Below are 14278 nucleotides of genomic sequence, written 5' to 3' on the forward strand. Positions count from 1 at the left end.
AGTATGTAAGACCCCTTGTAGACGACGAGGTTGATAGGTTCGAGGTGGAAGTGCGGTAACGTATGCAGCTGACGAATACTAATCGGTCGAGGGCTTAACCAAATTCCTAAGTAATACTTACGTTGAGTTTCGTATCTAGTCTTCAGGGAATAATATTCCTACTGTGGCGATCGTGGCGAAGGGGTTAACGCACCGGTTTGTGGATCCGGCATTCGTGGGTTCAAGTCCCATCGGTCGCCCTTTTCCCTTTTCTAATGGGGATTAGCCAAGCGGTAAGGCAACGGACTTTGACTCCGTCATGCCTAGGTTCAAATCCTAGATCCCCAGTATACGTTAGCGGTCGTGGTGGAACGGCAGACACACCATCTTGAGGGGGTGGCGCTCACAAGGCGTGAGGGTTCAAATCCCTCCGACCGCATCCCAGCTTTACAAGTTTGAAACCCTTACGGTGTAAGGGTTTTTTCTTTTTTTATATTGTTAATAAGGGAATACCCGTTATTGAGTCTTGCGCCGCCGATATATTCTCATGGTCGGTTGAGATGCGATGAAATCAAAGTTTGAGCGTTCATGTTCACGGTCATTAATTACAACGATATTTTTATCGTAGTTGGTCACGAAGCCACAATCGACCAGGACTGCGCTATCAGGGAGCAAAACGAAAACATATTGCTGAAACAAGATGGTGTTTTCGAAGTCTGAGTCATGGCAAAGTACGTTCATGTTTTTCCCCCACATGGTTATTTAATCGACTTGTGGCTTGGATGACGACGGGCTCACCATCATTCCACCATACCACTTGAAGCTCAGGATATAGTTTCGCAATATGAACGGCTTGAATGGCTTCACTTTCTACATATCGGGTGCAGCCAAGATTTAGTGCTTTTTTTCCTTTCCATTCTGCAGTGGTTTCTTTTGTGGGAATATCTATTTGGTCGTCCCTAAGATATAGAGGAATCTTTATGCCATGCTTAGCCATCCAAAGCATGGTCCGATCTTTATCGATCATTGGTCGGCCAGTAACAACAACATCTTGCTCTTCTAAAGTAGGTGCTAGTGGCGATAAAGGATAAGTGTCTCTGAGTAATAATGCGCTCGAATGGTTATTTTTGTAATGTTCTGATGGTACGTCATCTAGAAAGATACCATCCATGTCCCAAGCGGTTTTACTATACTCATGATCTTTAAGCTTTTGACTCCCATGCAATATTGTCGTATACAACCGATGACGCTCCCAGGGAAGAATGAATCTGGCTCCTTTATCTTGGCATTCAAAACAATAAAAGTCTGGTTGACTGGCAGATAAATGATCTTTACACACGACAAAAGTATCCGTGCTATAACCGGTATCAAGTAGGAATTGTTTGCAATCAATGAGGGTTTTGCCAGAGCCAGCAAAGTCTTCAATCAGCAGGATACGATGAGATTTCGGTGGGTCTTGAAACCAAGTCGGTTTATTAAAACAACGGTCATAATTTAAAAAATAAAAGGGTAAGCCCGTCAGAAATGCCATTTGTATACCAGCAAAGGCTCCCCCGCGCAGAATAATGACTAAAGCTTCGTAATTTTTTTCTTTTACTTCATGGGCTAATTGAACTAATCTTAAAGAAATGGCATTATAGTCTAGATAGATGTTTCTCATAAGACCTCCATGATAAGCGTATCATCACAAAAAAGTGATCCTGACGACCACTTCTTAAAGTTTAGTTGCGTACTGTTGTATTTATAATACAGTGCAAAAGTCCTAACGTAAACGGTGAATCATGTCGGTAAAGATTAAGAATTGCTAAAGAAAAAGGTCGAAATGATTAATTGGAGGGAAGAGGAAAATGATAGAATTTGAACGAATCCATCACGTAAGTATCGCAGTTAGAGATTTAGAAAAAGCTAGGGAATTTTATTCCGAAGTCCTTAGATTCCAAGAGATTGAACGTCCACCTTTTAAATCTAAAGGTATTTGGTATGCGATTGGTAATCAACAACTTCATTTACTTGAGCATCCCAATGGCGAAACGCTTAGAAATAGTGAGATCGACTCTGTGGATGGTCATTTTGCAGTCTGGGTAAAAAGTTATCATAATACAATTGAGTGGTTAAAGAAGAGTGATGTTAATTATGAAGCTAGACCGAATAGTGTCGCTGGATTTGCGCAAATTTATATCTTGGATCCAGATAACAATATAATTGAATTTGATGCTGTGTATGATTCATAAACATTCGAGGAGGATACCCCTTAAGCCATAACTATGGCTGCAGGGTATCCTCCTCTTTGCATTTCTAAGCTTATTGAATAAATTGAATCCAAGCAATGTCGATGTTGCAGCCGGGAAGAAAAATGAGCGACACGGTATTTTTGCCTTTGATCGACTCGTCTAGACTGAACACGGCACTGTTGTACTCATCACAGCTTGCCACTTCGATCATTGTTCTGATTTCACGCTGTTCATCGGCGAACACGAGCTGTATCGAATTTTGTGCGATGTTGGAACGCCAGCAAATTTCAATTTGTCTTGCGCCTAATTCACCGAAGTCCATATGTTCATATACGAGGGATACGTTATTCCCTATTTGTTCAATCGTATCCTCACGAACCGTAAAACAATCGCCATACACCGATGTAACTTCGGTGGCCTTCAATTTTTGGAACGCCTTTTGATACTGGGAGAAGGTAAAGCCTTTGATGTGTACCTTTTGTCTAAACACAAAGCATAAGGTAGTCATACCGCTCAGCCTACGCGGGAGATTACATACTATTTCTTGATAAGTATTCCAAATCGATCCTTTATCATAGTGGATCGTGCTGAGATGCTTGCCGCCCTCCAAAGGCATTCCTTCCCAAATTTCGAACGTAAAAGGGTCTTTACTCAAAGGGAATAGAGGCAAGGTAATCTCATCCGACCCGTAATCTCCGAAGTCCAAGTCTTTAAAGCCGACATGACTTTCGCCATCTCTTAACGTAGCTACACCACGCTCATTGCCATTGGTCAGCTCTACGTTGCTTGCATTGTATAGTCCGCCGGATACGAACTCATACGGGTTAATAAAGGGCTTTCCTAAGCCTTTAATTTGCAGTGTCATCATCGAGATAAAAGCATAATGATTGCCGCCGTTTTTAGGGGAACAACGCACATAAACTTCGCCGTCTCCTCTAGGCTTGATGGTTGCGCTTTGTCCATCTTCAGCTACCAGAATCGTAGCCAACTGGCTATCAATACCAGCGGAATCTGTGACCCGCCAATATAATTCGTTATATGTGGCATGCTCTGGATAAGTCTTTGCCTTCACATGGTAATCGTCCACGGTCAATTCAATTTTGCGAATAGGCACTTCACTCTGCACGAATTCTGCATGAATGACAGGCTTGTTATTGTCAATCCGTTTTACTATAGCCAACAGTTTGCCGCTAAAGAGCCGCCTGGAGTCCGTCTGATATTGGTCATAGTCCGTAGCATCGCCGTTATCCAATGCAAGCAATGTTCCATTTTCGACGGATACCTGGACACGACAGTTGGCATTTTCAACGGGATTCCCGCGCGAATCCAAGGCTGTAATCGTTGTGAACACAAGCTCGCCTATGATTTCGTTCTTTAGCTGCAGCTTTACAGCATCACCAAAAGAGGTTCTGCTCTGCGTTGCAATCGACTTGTTATTGTCATCATAAGCCACGGCGCGAAGCGTTCCAGTGCGATATATAATTTGCCAATCAGCAACGATTTTATCGTGATCCAGTGACACAATACCTTGACTCTCATCATTTACAAACAATTCGACTCGAGGAGCGTTGGAGCAGACTCTGACGTCGATGACCTGGCCTTCCGAAAAATCCCAGTACGGATACAGATGGACAAAGGGCGCTTTTCGATAGTCGGTCCATGAAGCTTTAAACAAGTAATACGAATCTTTTGGAAAGCCCGCAGTATCTACATGTCCAAGATAGGTATTTTTGGTGTGGTAAGGTGTTGGCTCGCCAAGGTAGTCCTGACCTGCCCAAATAAACTGTCCAAGAGAGAAAGGGGTGTCTGCGTCTGCTTTGATGCACGATTCTACGCTTTTGGCTCCCCAACTTGTGGCGCTGTTGCCAAGAGCCGAGCATTGCAGATCATCGTCCGCTAGAATTGATTTTGACAGTGGAAAATGGTAAATGCCTCGGCTTTGCACCGTGGAACAAGTCTCGCTGCCATAGATGATCCAGTCCGGATGAGCAGCATGATGCTTCTCGTATAATGGCTCAGCGTAGTTATAGCCGATTAGTTTGATAACGTCGGCACATTTTTGTGTGTTTTCCCAGGGCATGTAGTTGGAGCATAAGGTGACAGGCGCATGAACATGGGGATCATGCTTTTTAACTAAATCCATGAGGTAAGTCATCGTTGCTATTCCAGACTCTGCATCTGCATGGGTATCATAAACTTCGTTGCCAACGCTCCACATAATAATAGAAGGGTGATTGCGATCCCGACGAATCCAAGAGGCGACATCCTTTTCGGCCCATTCATCAAAGAAACGCGCATAGTCATGTTTCGTTTTTGGACGCTTCCAAACGTCGAATATTTCGCTCATGACAAGAAAACCCATTTCATCTGCAATATCGTTAAAAATGCTAGCGGGCGGGTTATGAGCTGTACGAATGGCGTTGACGCCCATGTTACGGAATATCTCAAGTTGCCGGCGAATGGCATCCGGGTAAACGGCTGCACCCAATCCACCGAGATCGTGATGGAGGCAGACGCCGTTTAACTTTACATGCCTGCCGTTAAGAAAAAATCCCCGATCTGTCGTAAATTCGATCGTCCTAAAGCCAAAGCGGGTATCCACGGTATCAGTGATCTCACCGTCAACAATGAGTTCGCTTCGCAGGGTATAGAGTTTTGGATTTTCAACGTCCCATTCTATGATTTCGTCATCTTTTTCTAAAAGCGTGTGGCGAACCTCATAAGGCATTCCATCGGTTTCTACTTCCACATTCACTTCGTAACTCCACTGACCGTCCACTTTACGGGTTGTAATATAAATTCCGTCAGATATGAAGTGACAGGCGTTTTTTACAATTAGAAACACATCCCGATATATGCCCGCGCCTGTATACCAACGGGAGTTTGGTGCTTGATGAACGACCTTGAGTAAAATCGTATTTATGCTGTCTTTATGAATAAAATTAGTAATATCAAATTCAAAAGCGGTGTACCCATACTTCCACTGGCCCACTTCTTTGTCGTTTACAAACAAGGTACTGTCCATATACACGCCATCAAAGCGGAGGAAAAGACGCTGTCCGTCAGTTACGTTACTTGCTTCTAACTCACGCTTGTACCAGCCAATGTCATCTTTGTATAAATTTTTGGTATCTGCAATTAACCAGTCATGAGGAACGCTGACAGGGACAAACTCGTTGGGTTCCCCTTTTGCAAAGAGCCAACCATCATTCAAGAGCTTCATACGAATTCCATGCCTCCATAAAAACCTAGAGGCTTGCATACGCAAGCCCCTGGGTTTTATCAATCTTTAGAATGCTATTTCAGTGTTGTTTCTTTTCCGAAAGATTTTTCCCATGCAGCAGTTCGCTCGTCGATAATCGCTTGACCGCCTGAATTGAGGTAATCCTTCATGCCTGAGTCATAGACAGCGTCAAATTTGTCAACAGGTGCCACAACAGCCTTGTTCAAGAGCGTATCACGTTTTTCTTTAAGAGCTTGACCTTGTCCGTTTTCTGCCTTGATCGCACCCACATTGGCATTTTTGCCTACACGTCCATCGTGCGTTGTAATTTGATTCGCTTTCTCAATATATTTGGCGTCAATACCCGCATATCCATTGGCAATTGACTTGACTGTCTTAGCAGGATCGCCAAGATCAAGTCCATTGCTTGTGATTGTGTAGTCGATGTTTGCTGGAGAGTTCATAATTTTTTCGCCTGTTACTGCAATGGTCTTTATGGAACCGTCAGGCAACGTTTGACGAGTAACGCCTTCTTCTCCAAATTGCAGGAATACGCGATTGTCAAGCTTGGAAATCCAATCTAAATAAAGCAGAGAAGCAATTGGTTCTTTGTTTGTAGCTGGGAAAAATATTTTTCGGTCAACAGGACCTGATAAAAATTTCTTATAAACACCAGCATCATTGGCAAATGGTTCAACAGCAATATAAGCTGCATCTGGGCCAACAAGCTTTTGCATTCCTGTCTGAATGCTGTCGGCGCCGTTGCGATACGGGTAATCCCAGTTGTGCATGAATGCGCCAACATATCCTGCTTTCATCAGGTTATCCTCCGTTTTATCTCCGGCAGGGTAAAGTGCGAAATCTTTCCAAACCAAACCTTGGTTATACCACTTGTTCAACGTTTTAATGCCTTCTTTGTAGTTCGGATAGAGGAAACGTCGATCGTCAAAATCGTGCGTGAAAATGTCCTTGTCTGTTATATTATTGGGCGCGTAGGCCGCAGTTAGATGATCTGTACGCCAACCGACGTCAAAGCTCGTTGAAAAAGGAATCATTTTGTCGGCATCTTTTCCTAAAAGTGTGGAAGCGTTGTCTTTAAATGCTTTTAGCATGCTTTCAAATTCTGGCAACGTTTTTGGAGCTTGAAGATTGAGCTTCTTTAACCAATCCTCGCGCACAAAAGTATTCGTACGGTTAAGCGTGTTCAAACGAGATTCTATTGCCCACAAGGTTCCTTTGCTAGGATCCTTGTCCCAAAAGATGTTGGCTTCGGTTAAATAATTCCACATGTTTGGCAGAAGGTCTTTGTTATCTTTGAGCAGGGGACCTAGGTCAAGAACACCGCCCATATTGGCGTACGTTTGGATGGTTGGATATGAGTACGTGAGACTGATATCCGGCGCTTGATTCCCTGCCAAAAGGTTGTTAATCGCCTCGCCCTCTGTCCAACGTGGAACAGGAACAAAAGTAACATCTACATTATGGTCACGAAGCATTCCGTCTTTAATATATTTGGTATAGAAGTTGTTCTCTGGTTTACTTCCCCCGGGATTACCACGGTCATAAATCTCTACTTTGATTTTACGAGTCTCCTTGAATTTGAGATTGGCATCGAGACCTAGCTTTTCTAGTGCAGCGGTGTTCTTTGGAGCATTAGATGCAGGCGCTGAAGCTGATGGAGTTGAGGAAGCTAGTGGATCTGATGAAGCTGATGGCGTTGGTTTGTCGCTAGTGGTACATCCTGAAAGTGCTCCAGCAAAAATAGTACTAACCGCTAGAACGGACAATGCTTTGAGAATTTTCATGGTTATTCCTCCTCATTCTTGTTTAGAATCATTTATAAAAATTGACGTAGCCAATTCCTATCATGCGTTTAAATTAACCTTTTACCGCTCCGATGGTGACGCCGGAGATAAAGTATCTCTGCAACCACGGATAAATGAGCAAAATCGGTACCGTTGCAAACATAACGGTTGCTGATTTAATCGTTTCTGACAGGCCTGGGCTTGAGAAACCTTCCTGCGTAGCCACCTCAATACTACTGACACTATTAAGGATGTTATAAAGCAGCAATTGGATAGGGAAGTACGTTCTATCGGACATAAACATCAAGGCATCAGAGAACCCGTTCCAGCGGCCTACTGCATAGAAAAGAGCCAGCGTTGCAAGCACAGGAGCGGAAAGAGGTAAGTAGATGCTGATGAGTACCCTAAGAGGTCCTGCTCCATCGATCTCAGCGGATTCCCTAAGGCTCTCCGGAATCCCGAAGAAGAAGCTGCGCATGATGATGACATTAAATACACTAATGCAGTTTGGCAGAATCAGAACCAACGGATTATTGAGCAAGTGCAGTTCTTTCAAAAGTAAATAGAACGGGATTGTGCCTGCACTAAAGTACATGGTAAAGATAACGAGTGCTATGATAATCTTTTTCCCTTTTAGATTGTCATAGATGAGCGGGTATGCACACAGAATCGTCATTAACATCGACCAGAGTGTGGAGACCAAGGTTAGTATGGCTGTCCACAGCAACGCCCATGTGTATTTGGAATCGCCAAGTATCGTCATGTAAGCATCGAAATTCAGTCCTACAGGCAGAAGTAAAACTTCATTTTTCACCAAGGAACTAGCAGAACTCAAGGATCGTGCCAAGATATTCAATAACGGTAAGAGACAGACTAAAATACACAAGAAGCATATTAAAGCGATCATCCAGTCTCCGAGTTTGGTACTTTTTGACTTAATCATGTTACAGCCTCCTACCAGATGCCGCGTTCGCCAAATTTTTTCGCCAGCGCGTTTGCTGCAAACAAAAAGATGACGCACACAACGGATTGAAATAGACCGACGGCAGTGGTGAGAGAGAATTGCAAGCCACGAATACCGTTGTTATAGACGAAGATGGAAATAACGTTAGAAACTTCTGTGACAAGCTTATTGCTGAGTGCGTAAGGTCGATCAAAGTCACTGCCCAAGATACGCCCCAGACTCAGAATCAGCATAATAATGATCGTAGGACGAAGTCCTGGCAGCGTAATGTGCCAAATATTGCGTAAACGACTTGCGCCATCCACGGATGAGGCCTCATACAGTTCAGGATTGATCCCTGTGATGGCTGCCAGGTAGATGATGGTATTCCAACCGCAGCTTTGCCAGATGCCCAGCAAAATGTAGGTGACCACCCAATAACCAGGTTCATTTAAAAACGGAATGGATGCAAAGCCCATCTTGTTTAGCATGATGTTGACAAGCCCTGTCGTCGGCGCAAACAGTTGGAGAGCCATACCTGAGATAATAATCCAGGATAAAAAGTGCGGCATATAGACAATCGTTTGAGTGAGGCGCTTAAAACGTTTGAAAGCAAGTTCATTTAAGAGAATGGCGAGAATAATTGGTGCAGGGAAGCCAAAAAGTAAGTCAAGAAAGTTAAGACCGATGGTGTTTCTAAGTGAATAAAGAAAGTCGCGATTCGAAAAGGCCTTAATAAAATATTCAAACCCATTGTTGCCTGCCCACTCCATCTCTGAAGGGCTTTTGACAATGCTATAATTTTTGAATGCAATTTGAATGTAGCCCATGGGAATGTAACGGAAAATGATAAAGAAGGCCATCGGGAGTATCAACATCGCATAGAGTATCCAGTAACGTTTCATATATTTGAGCGATTGACTTTTATTTGTAATTACCATGCCTGCACCGCCTTACCTATAGATTTTTCTTCCCTTCTCATCGTCAATGCCTGTTTTGCGATAGAAATACGTATTTACTTGATCTCGCCACTCACGAGCATTGCGCAGTTGAAGTTGAAGTCGTTCTTTCACCGAGTTAAAAGCTTCCTGTGGAACTTGGTTCTCCAGCGTCTCCCAGGATTCTAACAAGGCTTCCGCTTGCTGTGCACCTTCAAAGTGACTGTCATACAAGTACTGAAGCAATGTTCGTCCGTCTTTCATTGTGTAGTCGTACCGTACTCGATGGAAGAAAAGCAATAATTCTTCTGGACAAGTTGCTATATGGTCATACATTTTTTGTAGGGACTCTGGATACTGAGTTGTAAATCCCGTTCCTTTGGAAGTACGATCGACCCCAATGGCCGCAAAGCTTGCTCTGTGATAAGTTCCCCAATGTGAAAACTCATAGCCATCAACATTTGGCCCGTAGTGATTATTTGGATTTACCATAAAGCCAATACCAAGAGGTGCTGTATAACTCTCATAAATCCCTCGGGATTTAAGCAGCATCTCCTCGATTGTTTGGCGTCCAGGCTCATCTGTTTCGAATGTGATCTGAGTCCACTCACGAATCAGCTCTTTCGCAGTAAGCTCCGGATTCCACGCCATTCTCCCAAAGGCATACAGATTGCATTGTGCAAGAGTGTTACCTGTCCAGTTCATATTATTGCCTGTGTTTGTAACTGCTGTCACAGCAACGATTTCTTGACCAAACAAGCTTTTCAATTGTTTCCCTTTGTCAACTTCCGTTGTCAAAATTTCTTCCCACTGAACAGCCAGACTGTACAGGTCGATTTGCTGGCCAGTGTATTCCTGAGCTATTTGAAACTCAATGGCCTCTTGCGTGTTTTTAAGGCTTGAAAAAAGAGGCGATACGGGTTCTCTAGTCTGAAAATCGACAGGGCCGTTTTTAATTTGCAGAATGACGTTTTGATCAAATGTGCCATCCAGTGGCTGAAAGTGCTTATAAGCCGCCATTGGTCGGTCGGTTTGTGTATCCCGCCAATCCTGCTGGCAGTTATACACGAAGCAGCGCCAAAAGACTAACCCTCCAAATGGAGCGACTGCTGCGGCAATCGTATTAGCACCGTCTGCCTGAGTTCGTCCAAAGGCCTCAGGGCCGCCTCTAAACTCAGAGTCCGCTTTTACCAAATAGCCTAAAAAGTCCGGGATTTTATCGTAGACAACCGCAGATTGCGCTTTCCAAAATTCCTTGACTCCGGCATCCAGCGGATCAGAGGTTGTAAGACCGCCGACGATCATCGGTGCATCAAAATGTACGGATACCAATAATCGGATGCCAAAAGGTCTAAATAGGGCAGCTAGTTCTGCTAAGTCAGAGAGCAGCGGTTCAGCAATCAGACCAGCGCTTATTTTGTTCACGTTAACATTGTTAATGCATATTCCGTTAATTCCTATAGAAGCCATTAGTCGGGCATAATTCGTAATTCTTTCTGCATCATAGTCAAATTTATTATTGTGGAAAAAGAAAGAATTACCGGCATACCCGCGTTCAATGTGTCCATCCATGTTGTCCCAATGATTAATAATGCGATGGTCGACTTGAGGGGCGGAGCGTTCATGAATCTTTTCCATGCATTCTCCAGTGGCTAGACGATGAAGGAAGCGATAGACACCATATAAGAGACCAGTCTTACTGCCGCCAGCGATCTCGAATCCATTTTCCAGTGGGGTCAGTGAAAACGCATCATGCGCCAAGTTATCATCCATTTTCAAATGCAACGTGTACGAAGCACTTTCTTGAATTTCTCCCCATAGGCGGTTTAGACCTAGACGACATTCTTGATGGATAAAATCTAAATCGAAGCCTGCACGGATTCGCAAAGCTTTAGGCTCTAGATTGGATTTTGGCTGTAACCAAGCATTGTATTCGGAATATTTACGTAGTGTGTGATTCATGAAGCACCTCTATTAGTTAATTAAAGCGTTTTCTTAATTAAGAATTTAGCATTGAAAGATTCCTTTCAACAATAGTCTGACTATAGTTAGCAATGCCTAATTAAAGATATTATTTGAAATAAAAAAAGACTAGCGGACGCTAGTCTGGTTGATGTCTGAGACATTTTGATGGCGAATAGCCTTTGATTAATTTAAATTGCTTTCGAAAATGAGACAGATCACTATACCCGCAACGCTCTGCGGCTTCGGTTACGTTGCATTCGCCATTTTGCAGCATGTCCTCTGCATGGTTAATTCTCGTTTGCGTCAAGTATTGATTGACCAGCATGCCCGTTTCATTTTTAAATAGCGCCCCAAAATATACTGTGTTAAGCCCTGCAAGATTGGCAAGCTCTTTGACAGTAACGTTGCTGGCGTAGTTTTCAGATATATAGTTGATTGACTTCTTCACCCGATAGTCTGATCTTGTAGTGTCTTTTTTAAAGAGAATCAGCTCATATAATCTGTGCATAATGACGAGCAGCTGGCCTCTGGTTTTTGTGCGATACCCAGTATCTTTACGAACCCAAGCATTGGATAGCTCGCGAAAGAGCCCGACGAGGTCGCTTTTAATCCCGATGTGTGTCAGCAAAGGAAGAGGCAGGTCGGCTTGTTGTCCGTTCATATCATAGATTTTAAAGTTAGCGGAGTACACGTTCATAAGGTCATCGACGATGCAGTGGGCCATACGAATACTTCCGCGAGGAATGCAAAGCAGATCACCGCGTTTTACCTCGTATTGTACGCCATTAATTGTATAGATTCCTCGCCCTTCTATGACATAGGTGATGTCACAAAAGGAGATTTCATTTTTGGCAATTTCCCATGTTGGTGTGCACTTTCTATATATTAAGTAACCGATATCAGGTACTAAGAAGTCGTTAATTTCCACGGACAAAGTGAGCGCCCTCCCAAATCATATTCTTTAATTTATACCCTATAACTATAGTTCAACCATTGTCAAATAAAAACTCTGGTAGTCATGCGCCTACTTTTCCGTATTCTTCTAGTATACAAAAAAAGATACCCATAAACTGAGCACATTTTTCTATGTGTCCAGTCTATGGGTATCCGTGTAGGAATCTTATTTTTTGTATGGATCAAGGGTCTGAATGGTGCCGTCTGGGTTGTAGTGCAGCTCGGTATATTTGACACTGCGCTTGTGGTCGACACCGCCAGACAATGAACAATCGTGATAGAATAAGTACCATTTATCTCCGACCTGCACGATGGAATGGTGCGTTGTCCAGCCGAGGACAGGCGTGAGGATCGTGCCCTTGAACTCATAAGGGCCTTCCAAATTCTTACTCATCGCATAGACAAGCTTATGGGTGGTCCCGGTGGAATAAGACAGGTAATAATAGTCGTTAAATTTATGCACCCACGGCCCCTCGAAATAACGCCGGTCTTCGTCACCAGCCAGCAGCGGGTTGCCCTCCTCATCGACGATACTGATTTCGCGAGGCGACTCGGCGAAAGTAAGCATATCGTCGCTTAGCTCAGCGAAGCGCGGACCGAGTGCAGGAGTGGCAGGATCAGGTCCTTGTGCGTCCGGAAGGAAATTGCCGGTTTGCCATTTCTCCAGCTGGCCGCCCCAAAGTCCGCCAAAGAAAATATAGGCGCGATTGTCGTCGTTGACGAAGACGGCGGGATCGATGCTGAAGCTGCCCTCCATGTAGTGGGGCTGCGGCTGGAACGGACCAGCTGGCGAGGCGCTAGTAGCAACACCGATCCGGAAGATTCCGTCGTGGTCTCGGGCCGGGAAGTAGAGGTAGTAGGTGTTGTTTTTAAAGGCGGCATCCGGCGCCCAAAGTTGTTGGGATGCCCAAGGAATGTCGCGAAGATGAAGCGCTTCACCATGGTCGACACATGGAGAGTCGAAATCGTCCAGGGAGAGAATATGGTAATCTTCCATTGCATATTGATCGCCGTTATCATTGCTCGGACCGTTATGATCGAGATCGTGAGACGGATAAATATAAATTTTACCTTCGAAGACGTGCGCAGACGGATCGGCGGTATAAATGTGCGTAACTAGCGGCTCATTGGGCTTAACGGAAGTTTTCATTGGCAAACAACAGCTCCTTTTAAGGTCAGTTTTGATATCAACATGGTTAGTTTAATGAATAAACTTTCTATTTTTATTATAGACGATAACGATTAAACATCAAGACCTATCTTTCCAGCATTTTTTCAAATAGGATTGACAGCGCTATCAGCTACCCTTACACTCGCTAATAGAAGTGCAGAAAGCCTGCTTCATTCAGAAAAAAGCGTAGAAAATACAATAAACGCCTCCAGATCACAAATTGTTACAGTGCCGCATTTGTTGGACAATAAAGCTGTAGCAAGTGTGAAACAAATTCATGAGGAGGCCTGACATATGTTAACACAAGATCAGCTTTCGCAGTACAAGGAGAAGGGGTACATTATCTTTGACAGCTTGTTCACGTCGGAGGAGATTGATCGAATTCGTTCGATCATCGACGTATTTGACGCAGAAACGGAACGGCAATTACTTGAAAGTGGTGCCAAGTTTAACAGCATACCGAAGCAGATCAATTTTACGGCTGGCTTAAACTTTATGCATCCTGAACTACAGCGGTTTACTGCTGATCCGCGGTTTGTTGATATTACGACGTCGATACTCGGGCCGGATATTCGCCTATACTGGGATCAATCCGTATATAAGCGGCCGGAGGCGAACCGCGACTTTCCATGGCATCAGGACAACGGCTACGTGCCGACCGATCCCGTTCACTATGTGACGTGTTGGCTGGCGTTAGAAGATGCCACGATTGAGAATGGCTGCATTTGGATCCAAGAGGGAACGCATCATAAAGGCTTTGTCGAGCATGTGAGATCGGAGATCGGTCAAGTTTGCTATACGGGGGATGATGAAGGAACACCGGTGGAATTGAAGAAGGGCAGTATGGTGGCGTTCCATTCGCTGCTGTTCCATCGCAGTACACCGAATCGCAGCCAGGGCACACGTAAGGGCTATGTCATACAATACGCTGTAGAAGGCTCAATCAATCCGCAGAGCGGAGTGCTGTTCCGTAACGGCCCGGTCATTGCAAAAAATGGCCGTCCAGCCTACAACTCTTTCCAATCCCGGGAAGAGGTTAAAGCGGAGGTTGTGTAACATTTGAAGCTGG

At 44.2% G+C, this 14278-nt stretch carries 10 protein-coding genes, 3 tRNA genes and 1 rRNA gene; 6 read left to right on the plus strand and 8 right to left on the minus strand.

The window, feature by feature from the left end:
- The 4 genes from AC58UX_RS00005 to AC58UX_RS00020 form a co-directional block, all read left to right on the plus strand.
- Positions 1–102 (plus strand): 23S ribosomal RNA (locus tag AC58UX_RS00005); the annotation flags it as partial.
- 64 nt (positions 103–166) lie between these two features.
- Positions 167–239, plus strand: a tRNA-His gene (locus tag AC58UX_RS00010).
- 16 nt (positions 240–255) lie between these two features.
- A tRNA-Gln gene (locus AC58UX_RS00015) sits at positions 256–327 on the plus strand.
- A 9-nt stretch (positions 328–336) separates the two neighbouring features.
- Positions 337–418 (plus strand) — tRNA-Leu (locus tag AC58UX_RS00020).
- A 282-nt stretch (positions 419–700) separates the two neighbouring features.
- Here AC58UX_RS00020 and AC58UX_RS00025 read toward each other — a convergent pair.
- Positions 701–1639 carry a hypothetical protein gene (locus AC58UX_RS00025; protein WP_497248470.1) on the minus strand — a complete coding sequence of 313 codons (939 nt, stop codon included), beginning with the start codon at positions 1637–1639 and terminating at the stop codon, positions 701–703.
- A gap of 187 nt (positions 1640–1826) precedes the next feature.
- Between AC58UX_RS00025 and AC58UX_RS00030 the strand changes: the two genes are divergently transcribed.
- Positions 1827–2210 carry a VOC family protein gene (locus AC58UX_RS00030; RefSeq protein WP_497248472.1) on the plus strand — a complete coding sequence of 128 codons (384 nt, stop codon included), beginning with the start codon at positions 1827–1829 and terminating at the stop codon, positions 2208–2210.
- 70 nt (positions 2211–2280) lie between these two features.
- On the opposite strand, the gene AC58UX_RS00035 is transcribed toward AC58UX_RS00030, so the two are convergent.
- The 7 genes from AC58UX_RS00035 to AC58UX_RS00065 all read right to left on the minus strand — a co-directional run bounded on the left by AC58UX_RS00035 (position 2281) and on the right by AC58UX_RS00065 (position 13188).
- A complete protein-coding gene (locus AC58UX_RS00035; RefSeq protein ID WP_497248474.1) occupies positions 2281–5433 on the minus strand; it encodes a glycoside hydrolase family 2 TIM barrel-domain containing protein in 3153 nt (1050 codons plus the stop codon).
- A gap of 74 nt (positions 5434–5507) precedes the next feature.
- Positions 5508–7238, minus strand: a complete 1731-nt coding sequence (locus AC58UX_RS00040) for a type 2 periplasmic-binding domain-containing protein (protein WP_497248476.1) — start codon at positions 7236–7238, stop codon at positions 5508–5510.
- A gap of 73 nt (positions 7239–7311) precedes the next feature.
- Complete coding sequence (locus AC58UX_RS00045; protein WP_497248478.1) at positions 7312–8181, minus strand: carbohydrate ABC transporter permease; 870 nt, start codon at positions 8179–8181, stop codon at positions 7312–7314.
- Positions 8182–8192: 11 nt separating this feature from the next.
- Entirely contained in the window at positions 8193–9122 is a 930-nt protein-coding gene (locus AC58UX_RS00050) for an ABC transporter permease (RefSeq protein ID WP_497248480.1), read from the minus strand.
- A 12-nt stretch (positions 9123–9134) separates the two neighbouring features.
- Positions 9135–11081 (minus strand): alpha-glucuronidase, encoded by a 1947-nt coding sequence (locus tag AC58UX_RS00055; protein ID WP_497248482.1) that lies wholly within the window; start codon positions 11079–11081, stop codon positions 9135–9137.
- A 139-nt stretch (positions 11082–11220) separates the two neighbouring features.
- Positions 11221–12012: an AraC family transcriptional regulator gene (locus tag AC58UX_RS00060; RefSeq protein ID WP_497249996.1), complete on the minus strand. Its 792-nt coding sequence runs from the start codon at positions 12010–12012 to the stop codon at positions 11221–11223.
- 192 nt (positions 12013–12204) lie between these two features.
- Positions 12205–13188, minus strand: coding sequence for a glycoside hydrolase family 43 protein (locus tag AC58UX_RS00065; protein ID WP_497248484.1), 984 nt, complete (start codon positions 13186–13188; stop codon positions 12205–12207).
- 315 nt (positions 13189–13503) lie between these two features.
- On the opposite strand from AC58UX_RS00065, the gene AC58UX_RS00070 reads away from it, so the two are divergent.
- Entirely contained in the window at positions 13504–14265 is a 762-nt protein-coding gene (locus AC58UX_RS00070) for a phytanoyl-CoA dioxygenase family protein (protein WP_497248486.1), read from the plus strand.
- The last annotated feature ends 13 nt before the right edge of the window (positions 14266–14278 follow it).

This window comes from Paenibacillus sp. J22P90, from assembly GCF_059692195.1.

Bases quoted from the DNA above. Each gene is read 5' to 3' on its own strand.
- AC58UX_RS00040 (WP_497248476.1), bottom strand. From the start codon at position 7,238: ATGAAAATTCTCAAAGCATTGTCCGTTCTAGCGGTTAGTACTATTTTT.
- AC58UX_RS00025 (WP_497248470.1), bottom strand. From the start codon at position 1,639: ATGAGAAACATCTATCTAGACTATAATGCCATTTCTTTAAGATTAGTT.
- AC58UX_RS00065 (WP_497248484.1), bottom strand. From the start codon at position 13,188: ATGAAAACTTCCGTTAAGCCCAATGAGCCGCTAGTTACGCACATTTAT.
- AC58UX_RS00050 (WP_497248480.1), bottom strand. From the start codon at position 9,122: ATGGTAATTACAAATAAAAGTCAATCGCTCAAATATATGAAACGTTAC.
- AC58UX_RS00045 (WP_497248478.1), bottom strand. From the start codon at position 8,181: ATGATTAAGTCAAAAAGTACCAAACTCGGAGACTGGATGATCGCTTTA.
- AC58UX_RS00030 (WP_497248472.1), top strand. From the start codon at position 1,827: ATGATAGAATTTGAACGAATCCATCACGTAAGTATCGCAGTTAGAGAT.
- AC58UX_RS00070 (WP_497248486.1), top strand. From the start codon at position 13,504: ATGTTAACACAAGATCAGCTTTCGCAGTACAAGGAGAAGGGGTACATT.
- AC58UX_RS00035 (WP_497248474.1), bottom strand. From the start codon at position 5,433: ATGAAGCTCTTGAATGATGGTTGGCTCTTTGCAAAAGGGGAACCCAAC.
- AC58UX_RS00055 (WP_497248482.1), bottom strand. From the start codon at position 11,081: ATGAATCACACACTACGTAAATATTCCGAATACAATGCTTGGTTACAG.